The organism is Microbacterium sp. NPDC019599 (assembly GCF_040632175.1).
Lineage (GTDB): Bacteria > Actinomycetota > Actinomycetes > Actinomycetales > Microbacteriaceae > Microbacterium.
The window spans coordinates 197,373-220,026 of the sequence record NZ_JBEYBL010000008.1 but is presented as its reverse complement, the minus strand read 5'-3'; the positions used below and the strand labels follow the sequence as shown (position 1 = coordinate 220,026).

The window sequence follows — 22,654 nt, the reverse complement described above, 5'->3', positions numbered from 1 at the left end:
GCGCTCCGTCGCGCGGCATGACGGGATGCTGTCGCCGAGGACCGTCAGGGTTCGGACTCCGCCGTTTCGCCGCTACCCGCTGCCGTGACGGCTGCTCCCTCGATGAACGCGACATCGGAGTGGATGCCGACGCATAGCCGCGCCGCGCAGACGGAAGACCTTCTGCTCATCGGCGACGCCCAGATCCCCGTTCAAGAGCCCGGCCGGCGGCGCCGCCCGACCTAGGCTTCGGGAATGACGACGTCGAAGAAGGCGTCGCGCGGCTGGTCTGGGTCGGGGCCGCCGCGGACGCCCGTATCGAGGGAATCGATCCGTGTCAGCTCTTCGGCAGAGAGCTCGAAGTCGAAGAGGTCGAGGTTCTCCGCGATCCGCGCCGGGTTGGTGGACTTCGGGATGACGGACCGCCCCTGCTGGATGCCCCACCGCAGCATGACCTGTGGGGGAGTCTTCCCGTGGGCACGTGCGATCTCGCCGATGGCGGCGTCCTCCATGACGCTGCGGCGCTCATCGCCCCAGCCCGGATAGAACGTGATGCCGCCGATCGGCGACCAGGCCTGCGTGAGGACGCCGTGCGCGGCATCCGCCTGCTGGACGTCGGGCTGCGTGAAGTACGGATGCAGCTCCACCTGGTTGACAGCCGGAACGACGTCCGTCTCACGCAGCAGCGCATCGAGGTGGTGCGGCATGAAGTTGCTCACACCGATGGCTCGCAAGCGGCCGTCTGTCAGGAGGGTCTCGAGGGCTTTGTATGCGGCGATCGTCGTGTCGAATCGCGTCGGTGCGGGCTGGTGGAGGATGAGCAGATCCAGCGTCTGGACTCCGAGCTTGCCGACCGCCTTGTCGAAGGCGTGCAGGGTCTGGTCGTAGCCGTAGTCGCTGACCCACACCTTCGTCTCGAGGAAGATGTCGGCTCGGTCGAGGCCGGATCGCCGGATGCCTTCGCCGACCTCCCGCTCGTTGCGGTAGGCGGCAGCGGTGTCGATGTGGCGGTAGCCGACCCGCAGGGCCTCGGCGACGGCGGCCGCCGTCTCCGCGGGGGCGCTCTGGAAGACGCCGAGTCCGATGGCGGGCATCGTGACGCCGTTGTTGAGGGTGAGTTCGATCATGAGTCCTGCTCCTCCTGGGCGGATCGCCGAGTTTGCGGAATCCATGCAACCGCGGATCGCTCGACGACGGCAGTGACGGACGTTCCGGGTACCGGCAGTGCCCCTCACAGGCCCGCCCCGCCGAGATCCGGGCGGAGACCCCCGCTGAACGGGCCCGGCGCCTACGCTCGGGGTGTGCTCACCGATCGTGACATCGCCCGGTGGCGGCTGCGCTCCCAGCATCTGGCGGCACCTCTCGACCAGGCCGAGGACGTCGTCCGCTCTCTGCTGGCCGTGCAGGCGGAGAACCCGTCGCAATCCGCATGGGCGGTCGCGACCCGCACCCGCGAACCCAGCCGGCACGACCTCGCGGCACTGCTGTCGAGCGGGCAGGTCCTGCGGACGCACGTGCTCCGGCCGACGTGGCATTACGTGCACGCGGAGGACGTGGTGTGGCTCATCGAGCTGACGCGAGACCGGGTGCTGCCGACGGTGGACCAGCAGCTCAAGCCCCTGGCCGATCGCCTGCCCGCCCTGGAGGACGCGGTGGTGGACGTCCTGGGCGAATCGCCGGCCGGGACCCGGACGGAGCTCGCCGAAGCGCTCGCCCAGCGCGGGCACGAGCTGACCGGCATGCAGCTGATGCTCCTCGCGGCTCATCTCGAGCTGCACACCGTGATCGTCAGCGGTGCGCCCCGCGACGGCGAGCACACGTACGCCCTGTTCGCCGACCGCGTCCCCACCCCGCGTCGCCTCGAGCGCGACGAGGCACTCGTCGAGCTCGCGCTGCGCTACTTCACGTCGCACGGACCGGCCACCGAGCGAGACCTCGCGTACTGGGCGACGCTCACCCTCACCGACGTGCGGCGCGGGCTCGCGGGAGCCGCGGACCGGCTCGAATCGTTCGAGCACGACGACCGCACCTACTGGCACGCGCCGGGCGAGGCGCCGGCATCCTCGTCGCCCGCCGGCCATCTGCTCCAGGTCCTCGACGAGATGTACCGGGGCTATCAGGAGTCCCGCTGGGTCCTCGACGAGGCCGGGATGCTCGTGCGCGGGCGCGAGAGCGCGATCGGCATGGCACTCGTCGACGGCCAGCTGCTCGCGGGGATGAAACGGGCGGTCAACGCGAAGGCGGTCACGTTCGAGATCCGTCCCACGCGCCCGCTCGACCGCGGCGAGGCGGGGGCGATCGAGGGAGCCGCGGACCGCTACGCGCGGTATCTCGGCCTCGAGCCACGGATCCGGTGGATCGACCCCGCATGACGCGGTCAAGGACGGCATCCGTCCTCCGGCAGTATTGACGGGTGTCCCGCCGCCGCCTGCCCGCCTGGCTCGCAATCGGCGGCGCGGTCCTCGTCGGCGTCATGACGGCGGTGCAGGCCCGCATCAACGGCTCGCTCGGCGTCGCGCTCGGCGATGGATTCGTCGCAGCGGTCATCTCGTTCGGCTCGGGGCTCGCGATCCTCATCGTCCTGTGCGCCGTGCTGCCCGAAGGACGCGCCGGGATCGTCCGGCTCGCGAAAGGGGTCGGGAGCAGCATCCCGACCTGGGTGCTGCTGGGAGGCCTCGCCGGCGCGCTCACGGTCGCGACGCAAGGCCTGACCGTCGCCACGATCGGCGTGGCTCTGTTCACGGTCGGCGTCGTCGCGGGCCAGACCGTCAACGGCCTCGTGCTCGACCGCGTCGGGTACGGCCCGGCGGGGGTCGTCGCGGTCACGATGGGTCGCGTCGCCGGCGCAGGGCTCGTGCTGGTGGCCGTCGTGCTGTGCGTCACGGGGGAGGGCGTGTCAGGCGTGCCGTGGTGGATGCTGCTCCTGCCGTTCCTCGCGGGAGCCGGCATCGCCTGGCAGCAGGCCACCAACGGGCGGCTGCGGCAGGCCGTCGGGAGCCCCCTCGTCGCGACGTTCGTCAACTTCATCGGCGGCACGATCGCGCTGACCGTCGCGGCCGTGATCCACGTCGCGCTGGTGGGTGCTCCGGCGAGCGCCCCGACCGACCTGTGGCTCTACACCGGCGGAGCGATCGGGGTCGTCTACATCTTCCTGTCGGCCGCCCTCGTGCGGCACACGGGGGTGCTGCTGCTGGGGCTGGGCTCTGTCGTGGGCCTGCTCGCGACCTCGGTCGTGCTGGATGCTGTGTGGCCGCCGATCGCCGGGCCCTCGCTGCCGCTCGCCCTGGCGGCGGTCTTCGTCGCGCTGACGGGTGTCGTGACGGCCGTCGTCCCGTGGTCGCGACTGCGGCGGCGGACGCGCGGCTGATCCAGGGCGCCGACGTCGAGATGCCGGAACTTCGCGCATCTCGACGTCGAGACGCCAGAAGTTCTGGCTTCTCGGCGGCCGGGAGCCTCAGTGCTGCTTCGAGCCCGGCATCCGCGAGACGAACTTCGCGGCGTCGACCGGCTTGCGGTGCCCGCTGCGCTTGCCGTGGGGCTTGCCGCCGACGTAGAGCCAGCCGAGGAGGTCCTCGTTCTTGTCCAGGCCGTGCGCCTTGGCGACCGCCTTGCTGCGCGTGTAGCCGCCCGTCCGCCAGAACACGCCCCAGCCGGCCTCGTCGAGCAGGAGGCTCAGCATGTGGGCGACGCCCGAGGCGACCGCCTCCTGCTCCCAGCGCGGCACCTTCGAGCTCTTGCGCGGGCTCGACACGACGGCGATGAGCAGCGGCGCGCGCATGGGCTTCGATGAAGCCCCTTTGTGGCCCTCCGCCTTGTTGATGGCCCGGCCGAGCGCCTTGCGGTCATCTCCCCGCAGCTCGATGAGCCGCCACGGCTTGAGCGAGGAGTGGTCGGCGACGCGGCCTGCGGCCGAGACGTACCGGAGCAGCTCGGCATGGCTGGGAGCAGCATCCGTCACCTTCGACCACGAGCGCCTCGCCCGGGCCGATTCCAGCGCGCTGCTCATGAGTCGGCCGTGAACTCGAGCGAGATCGAGTTCATGCAGTAGCGGTCGCCGGTGGGCGTGCCGAAGCCGTCGGGGAAGACATGACCGAGGTGCGAGCCGCAGTTCGCGCAGCGGACCTCGGTGCGGACCATGCCGTAGGTCCGGTCCTCGATGAGCTCGACGGCCTCGGGGCGGATCGACTCGTAGAAGCTCGGCCACCCGCAGTGCGAGTCGAACTTCGTGCCGCTGCGGAACAGCTCCGCGCCGCACGCGGCGCACGTGTACAGACCCGCGCGGCTCTCGTCCAGCAGCTCGCCCGTCCACGGACGCTCCGTCGCCGCTTCCCGCAGAACGGCGTACTGCTCGGCGCCCAGCTGCTCGCGCCACTCGGCGTCGGACTTGTTGACTGCGTAGCTCATGACTTCTCCTTCATGCCCCCTCCATTCAACCCGAGCCGGGCCGCGTGCGCTCCGCACCTTCCTCCGGGTTCCCCGACAATGGGACACGTGACGACGGATCGGGATGCCGCGACCGCCCCGTCCGGCGCCTCGCCGGCCGCCCTGCGCGAGGTGCAGGAGCGCTACGCGAGGTTCGCGCGAGACGAGGCCCCGGGCCGCTCGGCACTCTACGAAGACTGGGCGCGGGGAGTCGCCGGCGACGACGGCACCGCCGCGCTCCTCGCCCGCATCCCGGCCGGGCGCCGCCAGCCGCCGCTCGTCTTCGCCGTGACCCGCCTGCTGGGGGCGCCACTCGCTCCCTTTCCGCAGTGGTCGGCGTGGCTCGCGCGCCATGCCGACGCCGTCGTGGCCGAGAGCGAGCGGCGCGGCCTCCAGACCAACGAGCCGCTGCGCTGCGCGGCGCTCCTGCCCGCGCTGAGCGCGATCGACGGTCCCGTCGCCCTCCTCGAGATCGGTGCGAGCGCGGGCCTGTGCCTGTACCCCGACCGATACTCGTACCGCTACTCGGGCGAGCGGACGGTTGTGCTCGACCCGGCCGCCGGCCGCTCGCGCGTCGTCCTGGAGTGCGAGCTGCGCGGGCCCCTCGCCGACCTCGTCCCACTGCGCATGCCCGAGGTGATGTGGCGCGCGGGGATCGATCTCGCCCCGCTGGATGCGACGGATGCCGCGGACCGGCGCTTCCTCACGACCCTCGTGTGGCCGGGGGAGGAGGGTCGCGCGGAGCGCATCGACGCCGCGCTCGACATCGTCGCGGCCGATCCGCCCGAGATCCTCGGCGGGGACGCGACCGACCCCGACGTGCTCGCGGCTCTCGCGGCACGCGCGCCGCGGGATGCGAGGCTCGTCATCACGACACCGGGCGTCCTCCCGCATGTCCCGCGCGCGGGGCGCGAGCGCCTCATCGCGGCGATCCAGGCGACCGACGCCGTGTGGATCACGATCGACCCGCCGGGACTCCACGACGCGTGGCATCCGGCGATCGACGCCTCGACGTGGAACGGCTTCGTGCTCGCCCTGGACGCGCGTCCGCTCGCGGCGGTGGATCCACTCGGGGCGTTCGTGGAGTGGCGCACGGGGGAGTCGCGGGTGCGGGGCTAGCGTGGGCCCGTGCCCCTCACCGACCGCGACCGCGCCATCCTCGACTTCGAGGCGGAGTGGCGCCGGCACGCGGGTGCCAAGGAAGAGGCCATCCGCGCGGATCTCGGCCTCGCCCCCGCGCGGTACTACCAGCTCCTCGGCCGGCTGATCGACACCGCCGACGCCCAGCAGCACGACCCGATGCTCGTCAAGCGCCTGCGGCGCATGCGGGATGCCGCGCGTCACGCCCACGGCGCGCGTTCGGCGGCCGAGCCCCGCTGAACGGCCGCCATTCGTCCGACAGGTAGCATTCTCTGGTGCCGAAATCGACCTACCCGAGGGATCGCTTCGACGACCTCCCCGTGGAGTCCGGTCGAGTCGGCGCGCACCGCGCCGAGAACCCCCACATGCGGGGCTGGGTCGTGTTCCTGTGGGCCGTGCTCGCGACGATCGTCCTGGTCACCATCGGCATCTTCGCGACCCTCATCGCGTCGGGACGGATCGAGCTCAACCCGAAGCCCGTCGCCACCCCGACGCCCGTGGAGACCGTCGCCGGCGTCGTCGACACGAGCTATTCGGTCCTCGTGCTCAACGCGACGCCGGAGGAGGGTCTCGCGACCCAGATGAAGGACCAGATCGTCGCCGCGGGCTGGCCGGTGGACTCCGTGACGGCGAGCGGCGCGGGCGTGACCGACTTCGCCGAGACGACCGTCTACTACGCCTTCCCCGAGGACGAAGCCGCCGCGCGCGGCCTCGCCGAGACCGTCCTCGGCGGGGCGCAGGTCGCGCAGAGCGACGTCTACCAGCCCACCGACGACCCTGCGACGGCCGACGTCGACGAGAGCACGACGAAGCAGCTCGTCGTCGTGATCGGCCTCGACCGCACGAGCAATCCGCCCAGCCCCTCGGCCTCGCCGACCCCCTGACGCGCCCGTTCGACCGCCGGTGTTTCGGCCGGGTAAACACTTCGCGGCACCTGTGTCAACAGATGACCTCTGCGCGATTGCGCGCTCTGAGCCGACCATACGATGGGCCCCAGTACACGGCTACACAGGAGTGATTCGAAATGACGCAGGGCACTGTCAAGTGGTTCAACGCCGAGAAGGGCTTCGGCTTCATCACGGTTGCGGAGGGCCAGGACGTCTTCGTGCACTACTCGAACATCGACATGAGCGGCTTCCGCGTCCTCGAGGAGGGGCAGCGCGTGGAGTTCACGGTCGGCACAGGGCAGAAGGGCCCGCAGGCCGAGTCGGTCCGCGTCGTGGCGTGAGACGACGGGATGCCGCGGCATCCCGCCTCGCAACCTGACTCCGACACCCCGGAGGGCTTCGGCCCCCCGGGGTGTCGCCATGTTTCGGCGCCGCTCGCGCGGCTTGCACTCACCATGTGCGAGTGCCAGAATGGGTTAGCACTCAGTATCAGTGAGTGCTAAGACCAAGCCAACGTCCGGGAGGGACGACACACACATGGCAAAGATCATCGCTTTCGATGAGGAGGCCCGTCGCGGTCTCGAGCGCGGCCTCAACACTCTGGCGGACGCCGTCAAGGTGACGCTGGGCCCCCGCGGTCGCAACGTCGTTCTCGAGAAGAAGTGGGGCGCCCCCACGATCACGAACGACGGCGTCTCGATCGCCAAGGAGATCGAGCTCGACGACCCGTACGAGAAGATCGGCGCGGAGCTCGTCAAGGAGGTCGCCAAGAAGACCGACGACGTCGCCGGTGACGGCACGACGACGGCCACCGTCCTCGCCCAGGCGCTCGTCCGCGAGGGCCTGCGCAACGTCGCCGCAGGCGCCGACCCGATCTCGCTCAAGAAGGGCATCGAGAAGGCTGTCGCCGCCATCACGGCGGAGCTGCTCGCCTCGGCCAAGGAGGTCGAGTCCAAGGAGGAGATCGCCGCGACCGCGTCCATCTCGGCCGCTGACCCGACGATCGGCGACCTGATCGCCGAGGCGATCGACAAGGTCGGCAAGGAGGGCGTCGTCACGGTCGAGGAGTCGCAGACCTTCGGCACCGAGCTCGAGCTCACCGAGGGCATGCGCTTCGACAAGGGCTTCATCAACCCCTACTTCGTCACGGACCCGGAGCGCCAGGAGGCCGTCTTCGAGGACCCGTACATCCTCATCGCGAACCAGAAGATCTCGAACATCAAGGACCTTCTGCCCGTCGTCGACAAGGTGATCCAGGACGGCAAGGAGCTCGTCATCATCGCCGAGGACGTCGAGGGCGAGGCGCTCGCGACGCTCGTGCTCAACAAGATCCGCGGCATCTTCAAGTCGGCCGCCGTCAAGGCCCCCGGCTTCGGCGACCGCCGCAAGGCGCAGCTGCAGGACATCGCGATCCTCACGGGTGGCCAGGTCATCACCGAGGAGGTCGGTCTCAAGCTCGAGAACGCCACCCTCGACCTGCTCGGCCGTGCGCGCAAGGTCATCATCACCAAGGACGAGACCACGATCGTCGAGGGTGCCGGTGACGGTGCGCAGATCGAGGGTCGCGTGACCCAGATCCGCCGCGAGATCGAGAACACCGACAGCGACTACGACCGCGAGAAGCTCCAGGAGCGCCTCGCCAAGCTCGCCGGCGGCGTCGCCGTCATCAAGGCGGGCGCGGCCACCGAGGTCGAGCTCAAGGAGCGCAAGCACCGCATCGAGGATGCCGTCCGCAACGCGAAGGCGGCCGTCGAGGAGGGCATCGTCCCCGGTGGTGGCGTCGCGCTCATCCAGGCCGGCAAGAAGGCCCTCGAGGGCCTCGAGGTCTCGGGTGACGAGGCGACCGGTGCCAACATCGTGCGCGTCGCGATCGAGGCTCCGCTCAAGCAGATCGCCCTCAACGCGGGTCTCGAGCCCGGTGTCGTCGCGAACAAGGTGTCGGAGCTGCCGACCGGCCACGGCCTCAACGCCGCGACCGGCGAGTACGGCGACCTGTTCCAGCAGGGCATCATCGACCCCGCCAAGGTGACGCGCTCGGCGCTGCAGAACGCCGCGTCGATCGCCGGCCTGTTCCTTACGACCGAGGCCGTCGTCGCCGACAAGCCCGAGAAGGTCTCGGCTCCGGCCGGCGACCCGACGGGTGGCATGGACTTCTGAGTCCGCCTCGCGCCAGCGAACCGCACGAAGGCCCCCTCCTCACGGAGGGGGCCTTCGTCGTCTCGGGGTTCGGTGGCCGCGATTCCACGGATTGGCGGCCCACGCGGTGGATCAGCGCCCACTGAACGCCAGGATCAGCGGAACAGGGCCATCGATGCCTGCTCGGCTTCCGCGTACTGGCGACCGGCGACCGAGAGCGCGTGGTTGATGCCGGCGAGCGCCTCCTCCACCTGTCGCTGAGTCGCGCGCCACTGGTCGAGCGCGCCCTGGAACGCGATCGCGGCGCCGCCCGACCACGTGGATTGGAGATGGGTCAGCTGCGCGAGCATCGAGTGCGTCTCGCCCTGGATGCGCTCGATCGTGCCGCGCACCGAGCCGGTGGCGGCGAAGACGGCGTCGCTGTCGACGGAGAAGACGGCCATGGGAAACCTCCTGGGGTCAGGGTGAAGGGACCCGGGACACGCTACGGACGCGGGGAGCGGCATCCCGCCCCCGCGTCGAGGATGTGCGGTCGGGGACTGCCCGCGCGGCCTGTGGAGGAGACGGGTCAGGCGTCGTGGCGCAGGCGGGGGATCGGCTGCGTCGGGAAGCTCGCGCGCTCGGCGGCGATCGCCTCCATCGCGAGCGGCAGCGCCACGCGGAACGTCGCACCGCCGCCCGGCGTGTCGACGACGTCGACGCCGCCGTGCAGCGCCTCGACGATCGATGCGACGATCGAAAGGCCCAGGCCCGTGCCGCCGGTCTCCCTCGCGCGGGACGTGTCGGCGCGCCAGAAACGCTGGAAGATCTTCTCCTTGATCTGGTCCGGCACGCCCTCGCCATGGTCGATGACCTCGATCCAGCCGGTCTCGGCGCTGGGGTCGATGCCGATGCGCAGCTCGATGGGGGAGTCCTCGCTCGTGAAGCGCCGCGCATTGCCGAGCAGGTTGGCGACGACCTGCCGGATGCGGTTCTCGTCGCCGAGCACGAGGGGCGGCGTGGCCGGGTCGCCCATCGTCGCACCGAGGTCGACGGGGGCGACGGGAGGCGTCGGACCCGCCGAGGGCGTCTGGACGGCGGGGACCGGCTTCGGTCGCCTCCGCAGGAGCGACAGCGTGCCGCCTGCTCGGCCGATCGACGGCCGGCCCGCGCCTCCCCGTCGCGTCTTCGGGGTCTCGGGTTCGGGTGCCAGGGGCTCGGATCCGGCATCGCTCGCCGGCCGCGACTCCGGGATCGTCGTGTCGATGACCGTGACCGGGCGATGCGGAGACGCCGCGCGCACGTCCATCGCGGCATCCCGCGCGACGGGGCGCAGATCGACGGGGGCGATGACGACGTCACGGCGCTCGTCCAACCGGGCGAGAGCGAGAAGGTCCTCCACGAGCAGGCCCATGCGCTTGGCCTCCGACTCGATGCGATCCATCGCCTGCGCGACGTCGTCGTCGCCGTCGATCGCGCCCATGCGGTACAGCTCCGCGTAGCCGCGGACCGTCACGAGCGGCGTGCGCAGCTCGTGGCTCGCGTCGCCGATGAAGCGTCGCATCTGCCGGACCGTCGCATCGCGCTGCGAGAGGGCGCCGTCGATGCGGTCGAGCATCGCGTTGATGGCCGTCTTGAGCCGCCCGACCTCGGTCGTCGTGGGCTCGATGTCGGTCATGCGCTGACCGAAGTCGCCCGCCGCGATCGTCATGGCCGTCGACTCGACCTGGCCGAGGCTGCGGAACGTGAGCGTGACGAGCCACCGGGTCAGCAACGCGCCCGCGATGATCGTGATGAGGGCCAGGATGCTGTAGATGCCGAGGTAGGTCGTCACGACGCGGTTGATGGGTGCGATCGGCATCGCGACCAGCTGCGTGTAGAGGGCGCTCGCGCCGGCCGGCTGGAGGACGTCCGTGCTCGCGTGGAACACCGAGCCGCCGTCCTCACCGGGAATCTCGAACGGCGTGAGTCCCCGTTCCTGCGTGCGCTGGAGCGTGATCGTCTCGGGATAGTCGGGCTGGACGGCATCCTCGTCGCCGCCCGCGCTGATGATGAAGTCGCCCTCCGGCCCGTAGATCGCCACGAAGTAGTCCGTCGCGGCGTCGGGCTTCCTCTTGAACGAGACGTCGCCCGCGGAGACCTCGATCTCGAGGACGGCGTTGACCGCGACATCCGTCGATGTCAGCTGCTGGAGCTGCTCGTCGAGACTGACGATGAGGGCGTTGCGGAGGAACGCCATCGTGCCGATCCCCGCCGCGACGAGCCCTACGACGAGGAGGGCGACGGTGACGCCGGTGACCTTCGCGCGCAGGCTGATGCCGCGCCACCAGCGCGTGACGGCATCGGACTTCTTCGCCAGGGCGCTCGCCTTCCCCTCGCGCCGGTCAGGCGGTCTTGCCCGCCTTCAGCATGTAGCCGAAGCCGCGCTTGGTCTGGATGAGGGGCTCGGTCGAGTGCGGGTCGATCTTACGGCGCAGGTAGGAGATGTAGCTCTCGACGATGCCCGCGTCGCCGTTGAAGTCGTACTCCCACACGTGGTCCAGGATCTGCGCTTTCGACAGCACCCGGTTGGGGTTGAGCATGAGGTAGCGCAGGAGCTTGAACTCCGTGGGGGACAGGTCGATCGAGACGTCGCCGACGACCACGTCGTGGGTGTCCTGGTCCATCGTCAGCTCGCCGGCGCGGATGACCGATTCCTCGTCGGCCTGCATCGTGCGGCGCAGGATCGCCTGGATGCGCGCCACGATCTCGTCGAGGGAGAAGGGCTTCGTGACGTAGTCGTCGCCGCCGGCGTTGAGGCCCGTGATCTTGTCCTCGGTCTCGTCCTTCGCCGTGAGGAAGAGGATCGGAGCCGTGTAGCCGGCGCCGCGGAGCCGCTTCGTGACGCTGAACCCGTTCATGTCGGGGAGCATGACGTCGAGGATGATGAGGTCGGGCTCCTCCTCGAGAACGGCCGAGATCGTCTGGGCGCCGTTGGACACGGCCCTCACCTGATACCCCGCGAAGCGGAGGCTCGTGATGAGCAGGTCGCGGATGTTCGGCTCGTCGTCGACGACCAGGATGCGCGGTGCGGTCATGCGTTCATTATGGCGAGGTAATCACGCCGGGGTTGGGATATCGGGCGGGAAGGGCGGCTCCGCGTCACTGCGCACGCGGCCGCACGGCGACGCAGCAGTGGCCGTCGCGCGGCTCGAGGAGCGATTCGCGGGGGTCGCCCGCGCCCTCGGCGAGCCCCGAGACGAACGAGACGTTCGCGGCGCACACGAGCGAGGTGTGGGCTGAGGCGAGGGCGTGGAACGGGCAGTTCTCCAGCCGCACGCCGTGCGCGCCGTCGTCCGCGGGCTCGAACCCGCACCGCGTGAGCGCCTCCGTGAGATCGGCGCTGCGGGCGCCCAGCTCGACGCCCGTGGCGTGCGCCTCGGCTGCCAGCGCGTCGCGCACGGGCACGCCGTCGACCTCCGAGCGCTCGATCGCCGACGCCAGCAGGTCGCCCGCGAGCTCGTAGTGCCGCTCAGGGACGCTCCCCACGACATCGGCGGATGCCGCGGCGTAGAGCTTGGACGGACGCCCCGCGCCGGGACCGCTCCGACCCGAGAGACGCCGGTACGAGACCGTCACGAGGCCCGCGTCGGCGAGGCGGTCGAGGTGGAAGGCGGCGGTGCTGCGCGGGATGCCGACGAGATCGGCTGCCTCGTCCCGCCCCACGGGACGGTCCGTCGTCAGGCGATACAGGCGCCGGCGGACGGGGTCGTCGAGCGCCGCGATCGCGTCGATGCGATTGAGGGCCACCATGGGGCGAGTATAGCTCTAAAAGCAAGAGTCATTGACAAAAGAAACTTCCCGATCTAGCCTCGCGATCAACAGGCGAAGGGATCACCGATGACTCCGTCGGGCGCAGCGAGACTCCACCCGGTCGACTCCGCGATCGACGCCGATCGCGCCGCGGACGCCGTCGCCGATCTGCTGCGCGCGCTGGGGCGCGATCTCGATGACGAGCACCTCGCCGACACGCCTCGGCGCGTGGTGGCAGGACTGCTCGAGCTGCTCGAGCCCCAGCCCTTCGCCATGACGTCGTTCCCGAACGACGAGGGCTATCACGACCTCGTGCTGGTCCGCGGCATCCCGTTCACGTCGCTCTGCCGCCACCACCTGCTGCCGTTCCGGGGCGTCGCGCACGTGGGCTATCTCCCGGGCGATCGCATCGTGGGGCTGTCGAAGCTCGCGCGCGTCGTCGACTGGTTCGCACGCGACCTGCAGGTGCAGGAGCGGCTCACGATGCAGATCGCCGACCATCTCGACGTGACCCTCGCGCCGCGCGGTGTCGGGGTCGTCATGACGGCGGAGCACCTGTGCATGTCGGCGCGCGGCATCCGCGCGCAGGGCGCGGCGACCGTCACGACGGCGTTCACGGGCGAGGTGGCGGACGACCCCGGAATCCGGGCACGATTCATGCAGGCGGCGCACGAGGAGGACACATGGCGCACTACGTGATCGTGGGCGGAGGGCTCGCCGCAGGCACGGCGGTCGAGACGCTCCGCGACGAGGGCTTCGACGGCGACGTGACGGTCGTCGCGGCGGAACAGCATCCGCCCTACCAGCGCCCGCCCCTGTCCAAGGGGTACCTGCAGGGCGAAGAGGGGACGGATGCTGTCATCCTGCATCCCGCCGACTGGTACCGCGACGGGCGCGCCGAGCTGCGCACCGGCGTCGCGGCCATCGCACTCGACCCGGCGGCGCACCGCCTCGAGCTCGAGGACGGCTCGAGCCTGACCTACGACGCGCTGCTGCTCGCCACCGGCTCGTCGCCGCGGCGGCTGCCGCTCGAGGGGGCCGACCTCGCCGGCGTCCGGATGCTGCGGACGATCGACGACTCGGACGCGCTCGCCGCGGAGCTGCGCGGCGGCGGCAAGAGGCTCGTGCTCATCGGTTCGGGGTGGATCGGGATGGAGGTCGCGGCGACGGCCCGCAGCCTCGGCAACGAGGTGACGGTGCTCGAGCGCGATCCGATCCCGCTCGCGGCGGCGGTCGGCGACGAGATGGGGGCGGTCTTCCGCGATCTGCACCTCGAGAAGGGCGTCGATCTGCGGCCCTCGGTCCAGGTCGAGCGGATCACAGGATCCGACCGGGCCGAGGCGGTCGTCGTGGGCGGCGAGGAGGTGCCGGCCGACCTCGTCGTGATCGGCGTCGGCGCCGTGCCGAACGTCTCGCTCGCCGAGGACGCGGGGATCACGGTGGACAACGGCATCCGGACCGGCTCGGCGCTGCGCACGAGCGCTTCCGACGTCTACGCCGCGGGAGATGTCGCGAACGCCTACCACCCGGTCATCCAGCGGCACCTGCGCAGCGAGCACTGGGACAACGCCCTCAAAGCGGGCGCGGTCGTGGCACGGTCGATGCTCGGGATGCCGGCGTCCCACGATTCGATCCCGTACTTCTACACCGACCAGTTCGACCTTGGGATGGAGCTTTCGGGCTACCCGCCGCTCATGAAGGACGCGCAGCTCGTCACGCGCGGCGATGTCGCAGGGCGCGAGTTCATCGCCTTCTGGCACGACGGGAAGCGCGTGGTGGGCGCGATGAACGTCAACGTCTGGGACGTGCAGGACGACTTGCAGAAGCTCATCCGCGACGCGAAGCCCGTCTCGCCCGACGAGCTGCGCGACGAGTCGGTCGACCTCGAGCGGCTCGCGGCCTCGTGACGGGCGGGCCGCGCATCGACCATCCCGTGCGCACGTTCGGCGGGCGCACGATCGACTTCTCCCGGCGCATCGCCGTCATGGCGATCGTCAACCGCACCCCGGACTCGTTCTACGACCGCGGGGCGACGTTCGCGCTCGACGCGGCCGTCCAGGCGGGACGGGATGCTGCGGCCGCCGGCGCCGAGATCATCGACGTCGGCGGGGTCCCGTTCGCGCCGGGCGCGCCGCTGCCCATCGACGACGAGATCGCCCGCGTCGTCCCGGTCGTCGAGGCGCTCGCGCCCTACATCGCGGTGAGCGTCGACACGTTCCACCCGGAGGTGGCGCGCGCCGCGATCGACGCGGGTGCGAGCATCGTCAACGACACGACGGGGCTGCGCGATCCGCGGATGGCGGACGTCGTGGCCGCCGGCGACGCGACGGTCGTCATCGCCCACAGCCTCGCGGCGCCGAGGACGCAGCACCCGCTCCCGCACTACGACGACGTGATCGGAGACGTCGCGGGCTTCCTCGAGTCCCGGCGCGACCTCGCGCTCGAGCGCGGCGTGCGGCCGGACCGCATCATCCTCGACCCGGGGCACGACCTCAACAAGAACACGCTGCACTCGCTCGAGCTGACGCGGCGCTTCGGCGAGCTGACGCAGCTCGGGGGAGTGCTCCTGGCCGCCGTCTCGAACAAGGACTTCATCGGCGAGAGCCTCGACCGCGAGCGCGCGGAGCGGCTGTCGGGGTCGATCGCGGCCGCCGTGTACTGCGCCGTGCAGGGTGCGCGGATCATCCGCGCCCACAACGTGCGCGAGACCGTCGACGCGCTGCGCATGATCGAGGCGATCGAGGGCTGGCGTGAGCCCGCCTACCTCCTGCACAACACGCGGCCGGAGGGCAACTCGTGACCCCGTCGCGCGACGAGCTGTTCGAGATCTACGCTCTGCCGGATCGGGACGAGACGCGCGTGCGCATGAACTTCGTCGAAAGCGCCGACGGCGCCGTCACGTTGCGGGGACGCAGCGGCGGGCTCGGCGGCGAGACGGATCGCGCCGTCATGGAGGTGATGCGGACCCTGTGCGACGTCGTGGTCGTCGGCGCCGGCACCGTCCGCGCCGAGGGGTACGGCGGGCTCGAGCTGTCGGAGGCGGATGCCGCGTGGCGGCGCGAGCGAGGACTTGCGCCTCAGCCGCGCCTCGCGGTCGTGTCGCGGTCGCTCGGCCTCACCCCCGACGACGAGGTCTTCACGGATGCTGTCACCCGGCCCATCCTCGTGACCCGCGCCGACGCGCCCGAGGAGCGGCGTTCGGCGCTCGCCGAGGTCGCCGATCTGCTCGTCTGCGGCCGCGCGTCCGTCGACCTCGCCGCGATGCTGCGGGAGTTCGCGGCGCTCGGACTCACCCAGGTGCTGTGCGAGGGCGGCCCGCACCTGTTCGGCTCGCTGCTCGAGGCGGATCTCGTCGACGAGGTATGCGTGACTCTCGCGCCGCGGTTCGTCGGGGGACAGGCGGGCCGCATCGTGCGCGGCGCGCCCGAGGCAGATCGTCGCTTCGAGCTCGCCCGGACGTTCGCCGACGACGAGGGCTTCGTCTTCCTCCGCTACGCCCGGTAGAACTCAGGTCGCGAGGCAGCCGCGGACTGCGACCTCGACGCTCTCGCGCACGGGAGCGTTGGGATCGACGCTCAGGCGGTGGAGGATGAGGCCGTCGCCGAAGGCCATGAAAGCACGCACCGCGTTGTCGGGATGCGGTGTGCCCAGCTCGACGAGCAGGCCGAGGGTCCACGCCGCCATCCCTTCGCGCTGGAGGCGCATAGGCGCGAACAGCTCCGGGTCGGACGCCATCTCGAGGAACAGCGCGTAGCGCGCGCGGGTCCGTATCGCGTACGGGCCCGTCAGCAGCTCGATGCCCTGAGTGAACAGGTCGACGAACCCGTCGACGTCCTCGAAAGGCTGCCCGAGGACGCCGGACAGGTCCCGCGCCTCGTTCTCAGCGATCCATGCCGCGACGCCCGAGAGCAGGGCGGCGCGGGTACGGAAGTGGTTGGAGGTCGAGCCGCGTGGGAGCCGTGCCTGCGCATCGACCCGTGCGTGGGTGAGCGCTCTGATGCCGTGCGTCCCGACGAGTTCGACGGCGGCGGCAAGTGCCCGTTCGCGGGTCGTAGTCATCGTCGGGAGCCTATCTCTTCCACGGAACTATGACTGTAGTGACATGGCACTACGTCCGTAGTAGATTGACGTGATGACCGAGACGACCGCTATCCGCTCGCGCACGGTCACCGCGAACGGACTGCGCATGCATGTGACGGAATCGGGTGCCGGAGCACCCGTGCTCATGCTTCACGGGTTTCCGCAGAGCGCGCGGGAGTGGGCGCCCGTCATGTCGGCTCTGTGCGAGCGCGCGCACCTGATCGCACCCGACCTCCGCGGCGCCGGCGAGACCGAAGCGCCGGCGTCCGGATACGACTCGGCGACGGTGAGGCGCGATGTCATTTCGCTCCTCGATCGTCTGGGTCTGGATCAGGTCGATCTCGTCGCCCACGACTGGGGTGCACTCGTCGGCTTCGACCTCTGCCTCGACGCCCCGGGGCGTATTCGCCGCTTCGTCGCGATCGCCGTGCCCGCCCCGTATTTCCGCATGAATCGCGCGCTCGTCGTGGGACTCATGAAGGCGATGCCGCATCTGTGGTTCCAGTGGGCGGTCGCGACGCCCGGCCTCGGGCCCATGCTCCTCTCCCGCGGTCGACAGCGGCTCGCGCGCTACATACTCCGCCTATCCGAGATCCGGCCCAAGGGGGAGGCGGATGTCTCGGCATATCTTGAAGCTCTGCGCGATCCCGCGCGGGCACGAGCCGCCTCGAAGCTGTACCGCGGCCTCATCCTCCCCGGGTTCATGAAGGCCCTGCGGGGCGCCTACCTCGGCCGCGTGCTGCACACCCCGACGCTCGTCCTGTTCGGAGCGGACGACGCGCTTCTGCCGAAGGACGCGCTCGAGGTCAACCCCGACGACGCACCGCACACGACGGTGGAGTTCGTCCCCCGCGGAGCGCACTACCTCGTCGACGACAACCCCGAAGCGGTCACGCGGCGGATCGCCGAGTTCCTGTTCCCGTAGCGATCAGGCCGCGACCTGGTCGGCGTCGAGGATCGTATAGCTGTAGCCCTGCTCGGCGAGGAACCGCTGGCGGTTCTGCGCGAAGTCCTGGTCGACGGTGTCGCGCGCGATGAGCGTGTAGAAGCTCGCGGTGTTGCCCGACTGCTTCGGCCGCAGCAGTCGGCCGAGGCGCTGCGCCTCCTCCTGCCGCGATCCGAACGAGCCCGACACCTGGATGGCGACGGATGCCTCGGGCAGGTCGATCGAGAAGTTCGCGACCTTCGACACGACGAGGACGTCGATGGAGCCCTCGCGGAACGCCTGGTAGAGCTGCTCGCGCTCATCGACGGGCGTTGCTCCCGTGATCTTCGGCGCGTTCAGGGCTTCGGACAGGATGTCGATCTGGTCGAGGTACTGCCCGATCACGAGGATGCGCTCGCCTGCGTGGCGCTCGACGAGATCGCGCACGACGCCGATCTTCGCGTGGGCCGTCGCGGCGAGGCGGTAGCGCTCTTCGTCGGCGGCCGCCGCATACTCGAGCCGGTCGCCGGCCGGCAGGTCGACGCGCACTTCGTAGCAGGCGGCGGGGGAGATGAAGCCCTGCGCCTCGATCTCCTTCCAGGGAGCGTCGAACCGCTTGGGGCCGATGAGGCTGAAGACGTCGCCCTCGCGGCCGTCCTCGCGCACGAGGGTCGCGGTGAGGCCGAGGCGCCGACGAGCCTGCAGGTCGGCGGTGAGCTTGAAGACCGGCGCGGGGAGCAGGTGCACCTCGTCGTAGACGATGAGGCCCCAGTCGAGCGCGTCGAGCAGCGCGAGGTGGGCGTACTCGCCCTTCCGCTTGGCCGTGAGGATCTGGTACGTCGCGATCGTGACGGGCTTGACCTCTTTGACCTGGCCCGAGTACTCGCCGATCTCCTCCGGCGTGAGCGACGTCCGCTTGAGCAGTTCGTCGCGCCACTGCCGCGCGCTCACGGTGTTCGTCACGAGGATGAGGGTCGTCGTCTTCGTGTCGGCCATCGCGGCCGCGCCGACGAGGGTCTTGCCGGCGCCGCAGGGGAGCACGACGACTCCCGAGCCGCCGTCGCTGAACTTGTCGACCGCGAGGCGCTGATAGGGCCGCAGGTTCCAGCCGTCCTCCTCGAGATCGATGGGATGCGGCGTCCCCGGCGTGTAGCCGGCACGGTCCTCCGCGGGCCACCCGATCTTCAGGAGCTCCTGCTTGATGTGCCCGCGCGCCCACGCGTCGACCTGGAAGGCGTCGGGGGAGGGGCGGCCGATCAGCAGGGGCTGGATGCGCTTGTTCTTCGAGACTTCGGCGAGCACCGCGGCATCCGTCGATCGAAGGATGAGGGCGCCCTCGTCGTCGCGCTCGATGACGAGGCGGCCGTAGCGGCCGACCGTCTCGCGGATGTCGATCGACACCGACGGCGGCACGGGGAAGCGCGACCAGTTGTCGAGCGTCGCGAGCATGTCGTCGGCGTCGTGGCCCGCCGCTCGGGCGTTCCAGAGTCCGAGGCGCGTGATCCGGTACGTGTGGATGTGCTCGGGCGCGCGCTCCAGCTCGGCGAAGATCGCGAGCTCGTGGCGCGCGCTTTCCGCGTCCGGATGGGCGACTTCGAGCAGCACCGTCCGGTCGCTCTGCACGATGAGAGGGCCGTCAGCCATAGCGGTCTAGTTTACCGGGCGCCGCAGGCCCCGGCATCCGCTCGTCCCCGCCGCAGACGCGCCGGCCGCCCCGATCCACAGGTCAACCACGGATCTGCAGGTCGAATCGGCGCGATCCCGCCTCCCGATGCGTGGTCGACCTGACGATCCGCGGTGGGTCAGGCCGGGCGCACGCTCACGATGCTCGAGACGGGGAGCGTCCGCTCGATGTCGGCGCTCCGGTCCCGCCCGCGCAGGCGGCCGCCGCCGAGACCCGTCGCCTCGAGCGTGAACGAGCGCTCCGCGCCGTCGGGGAGGCGCACGACCACGGCGATGATCGAGCGGGCGCGCACGGCCTGCTCGAGTTCGCGGCCCAGCCACGCGGCATCCGAATCCGTGCCGTGCGTCTCGCGCAGCCGGGCGACGAGCGGGGCGTACGAGTGCACGGGGCCGTCGGCCTCGGTGCGACGCGGCGCACGACGTCGCACGATCGGGGCGGGCGCGCCGTACTCGTCGAGCGCGACGACGGGGTATCGCGCGTCGGCGAGCGACCAGTACACGACGTCGCGCCCCGCGCGCGTGATGAGCTGGCGGCCGTCGCGCACGAGACCCAGCGGCCGCAGCGCCTGGTCGACGGAGATCGCGTCGAGCACGCTCGGCTCGGTGCTCGTGATCGCGGTGTTGCCGTTGCCGTCGACGCCGACGCGGACGAGACCGTGGCGGGCGGCCGTGCTCGTGATGAGGTACTCGAGGGGCTGGGGGATGCCGGTCAGCGAGAGCTGCGCGAGGAACTCCCGGACGGACTCCGCCGACTCGCCCTCCGTCATCCCCGCGACGAGAGACTCCGCCGTGAACCGGTACGTGGATGCCTGGGCCCGCGACTCGCGGACCGCGATGCGTCGAAGGCGCAGGTCGAGCGCCGGCGCGAGAGGCCCGGGCGCGATCGCCGACAGGTCGGCCTGGAGGTAGATGCGGTCGATCTCGGCCGGGAGGAACCCGGCCAGTCCTGCGGCGTCGGCCCCCTCGCCGCGTCGAAGGCTCGCGGCCCACGCGGGCTCGTCGCCCTCGGGCGTCACAAGGCCCCAGCGCTCCGCGAGCCGTCGCTGCCGCGCGGCGATCGCGGGCCATTCGGGGTCGAGGGGGTAGCGCTGCGGCCACGCGGAGAGCGGAAGGAAGCCACCCTCGGGTGTGCGCAGCCCGGGGCGCAGGCTCGCCCGCAGTCCCTCGACGACATCGGCCCAGCGCGTCGTGGTCACCGCCCGCAGCCAGGCGTCGGCGGCCTCGCTCACGGTCCACTCGCGGTCGGTCCCGTCGATGAGTCCCGCGGCGGAGGCAGCCGCCACGAGATCGTCGAGGTCTTCCGGCGAGTCGATCGCCCCGGCATCCGTCAGCCGCTTGCGGTCCGCGGCGCTGACAGGTCCGGCGCCCGTGCGGGAGAGAGGCGTGTGCTGCGTCGCGATCAGGAGGTCGGCGAGCGCCCCGATCGATCCGAACGCGCGCTCGGCGGCCGCTGCGGATGCCGACGGATCGGCGGGCGTCGGCTGCTCGGGAGCGGCATCCGTCTCGAACGCCTCCGGCGCCGCCGCAGCCGCCGCCGCGACGCGCTCCGCGATCGCGGGATAGGGCTCACCCGCGGCATCGACGAGCGCGAGCGGCTCGACGAGGGGGCGGTCCTCGTCGGTCACGCCGTTCGAAAGGGCGACGAGCGCGGGACGCGGGAGGCGCACGAGCGCGCGATCGACGGACGCTGCATCCAGGAGCGCGTCGGCGGCGTCGAAGAAGTCGTGCCAGGGGACGGTCGGCGAGACGGAGCGCAGCGCGAAGGTCTCGGCCAGCGCCGCATCGTCGCGGGTCGCCAGCCACATCGCGAGCGACCGCTCACCGGTGGTCATCTCGGTCGCCTATGCCCCTTTGTTGGCACGTGAGCGTCGCACGAAGCTGACGATGAGCAGGGCGATGATCAGGATGAAGGCGATCGGCAGCGCGATGAGGGGCAGCACGACGACGAGGGGCCAGACGCCCGTGCTGAAGTCGCTGACCCCGAGCGGACGCGCGAGGATGACCGCGAAGAAGCAGACGATCGACACGATCGTGAGGCCGAGTGCCATGTAGGCGAGGATGCGATCGATCCGCCGGACGGGCAGATCCGGGCCGCTGTTGCGCGTGCTCATCCGCATCAGCCTACCGGGTGCGGGCGGTGCCGTAGGCTTGGGGGAGGGCCCATTGGTCCGCATTCCGTCATGCCCGCCGAGCGCGGGCTTTTCCACAGCGAGGTCATTCCATGCCCACCGGCAAGGTCAGGTTCTACGACGAGGCGAAGGGGTTCGGCTTCATCACGACTGATGACGGCCAGGACGTCTTCCTGCACGCCACTGCCCTTCCGGCCGGCTCTCCGGCGCCCAAGCCGGGCGCCCGGCTCGAGTTCGGCGTGGCCGACGGCAAGCGCGGCCTGCAGGCGCTCTCGGTCCGCGTGCTCGAGGCGCCCGTGAGCCTCGCCAAGCGCGCGCGCAAGCCCGCCGACGACATGGCGATCATCGTGGAAGACCTCGTGAAGGTGCTCGACGACATCGGCGGCGACCTGCGTCGCGGCCACTACCCGAGCAGCGGCCACACCAAGAAGGTCGCGGCGATGCTCCGCAAGGTCGCGGATGACCTGGACGCCTGACCCCTCCGCACAGGAGCCTGTCGCGCTGGCCGACGAGCCGGCCGCGCTCGACGGCGACGCCGTCGCGCCGGATGCCGAGCACTCCGAGGTCGAAGCGGGGGAGTCGGGGTCCGAGGACGCGGTCGACGGTCCCGATGCCGAGCCGGGCGATTCGGGTGAGCCCGTCGCCGACGAGCCCGTCGCCGACGAGCCCGACGCCGAGCCGGTCGAGCCCGAGTCCGCGCCCGAGCCGGTCGAGCCCGATGAGCGCCTGCTCTCCGCGCACGACCTCGCGCTCGCCGCGCTGCGCGAGATCACTCCCGAGGCGACGATCGGGGATGCCGCGGGGTACACGCTCGAGGACGGCGGCGTCGTCTCGCTCCGGTTCGAGAACAGGCTCGCGGGCTATCCGGGCTGGTTCTGGACGGTGACCGTCGCGCGCGTGCAGGACGCCGATCCGACCGTGCTCGAGCTCGAACTGCTTCCCGGGACCGATGCGCTCCTGGCCCCTGAGTGGGTGCCGTGGGCTGTGCGCCTCGCGGACTACCAGGCCGCGCAGGCTGCGCTCGCCGAAGAGGCCGACGCCGAGGACGACGAGGACTCCGACGAAGACCTCGAGGACGTCGACGATCTCGACGCGTCCGACTTCGACGACGACGGCTCGCCGATCCTGCACGCGGGAGACGTCGACGGTGTCGACATCGACGAGCTCGCCGATGCCGTCATTCCAGCCGACACCGGCTCGGACGAGGACGACTTCGACGATGAAGACGAAGACGAAGACGACGAGGGCTTCGACGACGACTCGGACGACGATGAGCCGTACGGCGACGACTTCGAGGAAGACGACGACGACGCCCTGGACCTCGACGCTGGGCTGGACGACTCGCCGGCCGACGACGACGAGGACTTCGGCGACGACTTCGGGGTCGACTCCGACGAGGACGACCTCGACGCCTCGGACTTCCCCGAGACGGAAGAGTCCGAGAAGGCCTAGGCCTTCCGCAGGTCCGGGACGTTTCGTCTCGGGCGCTGCGCGCCCTCGCT

General features: G+C 70.9%; 26 protein-coding genes. 15 read left to right on the top strand and 11 right to left on the bottom strand.

Annotated features, from left to right (window positions below; genetic code table 11):
• The first annotated feature begins 102 nt into the window (after positions 1-102).
• The gene (locus ABZ477_RS14770; protein ID WP_360134528.1) at positions 103-225 is read left to right on the top strand and encodes a hypothetical protein; all 123 of its coding nucleotides are present in this window, start codon (positions 103-105) and stop codon (positions 223-225) included.
• On the opposite strand, the gene ABZ477_RS14765 is transcribed toward ABZ477_RS14770, so the two are convergent.
• Entirely contained in the window at positions 222-1,106 is an 885-nt protein-coding gene (locus tag ABZ477_RS14765; RefSeq protein WP_360134525.1) for an aldo/keto reductase, read from the bottom strand. The genes ABZ477_RS14770 and ABZ477_RS14765 overlap by 4 nt on opposite strands.
• A gap of 174 nt (positions 1,107-1,280) precedes the next feature.
• Between ABZ477_RS14765 and ABZ477_RS14760 the strand changes: the two genes are divergently transcribed.
• Positions 1,281-2,351 (top strand): winged helix DNA-binding domain-containing protein, encoded by a 1,071-nt coding sequence (locus ABZ477_RS14760; protein WP_360134522.1) that lies wholly within the window; start codon positions 1,281-1,283, stop codon positions 2,349-2,351.
• Between the two features lie 41 nt (positions 2,352-2,392).
• Positions 2,393-3,346 carry a DMT family transporter gene (locus ABZ477_RS14755; protein ID WP_360134519.1) on the top strand — a complete coding sequence of 318 codons (954 nt, stop codon included), beginning with the start codon at positions 2,393-2,395 and terminating at the stop codon, positions 3,344-3,346.
• Positions 3,347-3,433: 87 nt separating this feature from the next.
• Here ABZ477_RS14755 and ABZ477_RS14750 read toward each other — a convergent pair whose 3' ends face one another.
• Positions 3,434-3,985, bottom strand: coding sequence for a nitroreductase family protein (locus ABZ477_RS14750; RefSeq protein WP_360134516.1), 552 nt, complete (start codon positions 3,983-3,985; stop codon positions 3,434-3,436).
• A complete protein-coding gene (gene msrB / locus ABZ477_RS14745) occupies positions 3,982-4,383 on the bottom strand; it encodes a peptide-methionine (R)-S-oxide reductase MsrB (RefSeq protein WP_360134513.1) in 402 nt (133 codons plus the stop codon). Before msrB ends, ABZ477_RS14750 begins: the two co-directional genes overlap by 4 nt.
• Before the next feature lie 78 nt (positions 4,384-4,461).
• Here msrB and ABZ477_RS14740 point away from each other — a divergent pair, with 78 nt between their 5' ends.
• The 5 genes from ABZ477_RS14740 (at position 4,462) to groL (ending at position 8,585) form a co-directional block, all read left to right on the top strand.
• Positions 4,462-5,520, top strand: coding sequence for a DUF2332 domain-containing protein (locus ABZ477_RS14740; RefSeq protein ID WP_360134510.1), 1,059 nt, complete (start codon positions 4,462-4,464; stop codon positions 5,518-5,520).
• Positions 5,521-5,529: 9 nt separating this feature from the next.
• Positions 5,530-5,781: a DUF3263 domain-containing protein gene (locus ABZ477_RS14735; protein WP_360134507.1), complete on the top strand. Its 252-nt coding sequence runs from the start codon at positions 5,530-5,532 to the stop codon at positions 5,779-5,781.
• 35 nt (positions 5,782-5,816) lie between these two features.
• The gene (locus tag ABZ477_RS14730) at positions 5,817-6,425 is read left to right on the top strand and encodes a LytR C-terminal domain-containing protein (RefSeq protein WP_360134504.1); all 609 of its coding nucleotides are present in this window, start codon (positions 5,817-5,819) and stop codon (positions 6,423-6,425) included.
• A gap of 140 nt (positions 6,426-6,565) precedes the next feature.
• The gene (locus ABZ477_RS14725) at positions 6,566-6,769 is read left to right on the top strand and encodes a cold-shock protein (RefSeq protein WP_360134501.1); all 204 of its coding nucleotides are present in this window, start codon (positions 6,566-6,568) and stop codon (positions 6,767-6,769) included.
• A 196-nt stretch (positions 6,770-6,965) separates the two neighbouring features.
• Positions 6,966-8,585, top strand: a complete 1,620-nt coding sequence (gene groL / locus ABZ477_RS14720) for a chaperonin GroEL (protein ID WP_360134498.1) — start codon at positions 6,966-6,968, stop codon at positions 8,583-8,585.
• 134 nt (positions 8,586-8,719) lie between these two features.
• Here groL and ABZ477_RS14715 read toward each other — a convergent pair whose 3' ends face one another.
• The 4 genes from ABZ477_RS14715 to ABZ477_RS14700 all read right to left on the bottom strand — a co-directional run bounded on the left by ABZ477_RS14715 (position 8,720) and on the right by ABZ477_RS14700 (position 12,335).
• The gene (locus ABZ477_RS14715; protein ID WP_360134495.1) at positions 8,720-9,007 is read right to left on the bottom strand and encodes a WXG100 family type VII secretion target; all 288 of its coding nucleotides are present in this window, start codon (positions 9,005-9,007) and stop codon (positions 8,720-8,722) included.
• 125 nt (positions 9,008-9,132) lie between these two features.
• Entirely contained in the window at positions 9,133-10,782 is a 1,650-nt protein-coding gene (locus ABZ477_RS14710; protein ID WP_360134492.1) for an ATP-binding protein, read from the bottom strand.
• Between the two features lie 145 nt (positions 10,783-10,927).
• A complete protein-coding gene (locus ABZ477_RS14705; RefSeq protein ID WP_360134489.1) occupies positions 10,928-11,620 on the bottom strand; it encodes a response regulator transcription factor in 693 nt (230 codons plus the stop codon).
• Positions 11,621-11,684: 64 nt separating this feature from the next.
• Positions 11,685-12,335: a helix-turn-helix domain-containing protein gene (locus ABZ477_RS14700; protein ID WP_360134486.1), complete on the bottom strand. Its 651-nt coding sequence runs from the start codon at positions 12,333-12,335 to the stop codon at positions 11,685-11,687.
• A gap of 87 nt (positions 12,336-12,422) precedes the next feature.
• Here ABZ477_RS14700 and folE point away from each other — a divergent pair, with 87 nt between their 5' ends.
• From folE to ABZ477_RS14680, 4 genes are read left to right on the top strand one after another with little or no spacing between them, the layout of a single operon-like run.
• The gene (gene folE, locus ABZ477_RS14695) at positions 12,423-13,034 is read left to right on the top strand and encodes a GTP cyclohydrolase I (RefSeq protein WP_360134483.1); all 612 of its coding nucleotides are present in this window, start codon (positions 12,423-12,425) and stop codon (positions 13,032-13,034) included.
• Positions 13,019-14,242: an FAD-dependent oxidoreductase gene (locus tag ABZ477_RS14690; protein WP_360134481.1), complete on the top strand. Its 1,224-nt coding sequence runs from the start codon at positions 13,019-13,021 to the stop codon at positions 14,240-14,242. The genes folE and ABZ477_RS14690 overlap by 16 nt, the downstream gene beginning before the upstream one ends.
• Positions 14,239-15,135 (top strand): dihydropteroate synthase, encoded by an 897-nt coding sequence (folP, locus tag ABZ477_RS14685; protein ID WP_360134478.1) that lies wholly within the window; start codon positions 14,239-14,241, stop codon positions 15,133-15,135. Before ABZ477_RS14690 ends, folP begins: the two co-directional genes overlap by 4 nt.
• Complete coding sequence (locus ABZ477_RS14680; protein WP_360134475.1) at positions 15,132-15,839, top strand: pyrimidine reductase family protein; 708 nt, start codon at positions 15,132-15,134, stop codon at positions 15,837-15,839. The genes folP and ABZ477_RS14680 overlap by 4 nt, the downstream gene beginning before the upstream one ends.
• A gap of 3 nt (positions 15,840-15,842) precedes the next feature.
• Here the strand turns inward: ABZ477_RS14680 and ABZ477_RS14675 are convergent, their stop codons facing one another.
• Complete coding sequence (locus ABZ477_RS14675; protein WP_360134472.1) at positions 15,843-16,394, bottom strand: TetR family transcriptional regulator; 552 nt, start codon at positions 16,392-16,394, stop codon at positions 15,843-15,845.
• 73 nt (positions 16,395-16,467) lie between these two features.
• On the opposite strand from ABZ477_RS14675, the gene ABZ477_RS14670 reads away from it, so the two are divergent.
• Positions 16,468-17,340 carry an alpha/beta fold hydrolase gene (locus ABZ477_RS14670; RefSeq protein WP_360134469.1) on the top strand — a complete coding sequence of 291 codons (873 nt, stop codon included), beginning with the start codon at positions 16,468-16,470 and terminating at the stop codon, positions 17,338-17,340.
• 3 nt (positions 17,341-17,343) lie between these two features.
• On the opposite strand, the gene ABZ477_RS14665 is transcribed toward ABZ477_RS14670, so the two are convergent.
• The 3 genes from ABZ477_RS14665 to ABZ477_RS14655 form a co-directional block, all read right to left on the bottom strand.
• Positions 17,344-18,984, bottom strand: coding sequence for a DNA repair helicase XPB (locus ABZ477_RS14665; protein ID WP_360134466.1), 1,641 nt, complete (start codon positions 18,982-18,984; stop codon positions 17,344-17,346).
• 158 nt (positions 18,985-19,142) lie between these two features.
• Positions 19,143-20,855, bottom strand: coding sequence for a helicase-associated domain-containing protein (locus ABZ477_RS14660; protein ID WP_360134463.1), 1,713 nt, complete (start codon positions 20,853-20,855; stop codon positions 19,143-19,145).
• Positions 20,856-20,864: 9 nt separating this feature from the next.
• Entirely contained in the window at positions 20,865-21,134 is a 270-nt protein-coding gene (locus ABZ477_RS14655; RefSeq protein ID WP_360134460.1) for a multidrug ABC transporter ATPase, read from the bottom strand.
• Between the two features lie 110 nt (positions 21,135-21,244).
• On the opposite strand from ABZ477_RS14655, the gene ABZ477_RS14650 reads away from it, so the two are divergent.
• Positions 21,245-21,628: a cold shock domain-containing protein gene (locus ABZ477_RS14650; protein ID WP_360134457.1), complete on the top strand. Its 384-nt coding sequence runs from the start codon at positions 21,245-21,247 to the stop codon at positions 21,626-21,628.
• Positions 21,612-22,604, top strand: coding sequence for a DUF3027 domain-containing protein (locus ABZ477_RS14645; protein WP_360134454.1), 993 nt, complete (start codon positions 21,612-21,614; stop codon positions 22,602-22,604). Before ABZ477_RS14650 ends, ABZ477_RS14645 begins: the two co-directional genes overlap by 17 nt.
• Positions 22,605-22,654 lie beyond the last annotated feature (50 nt).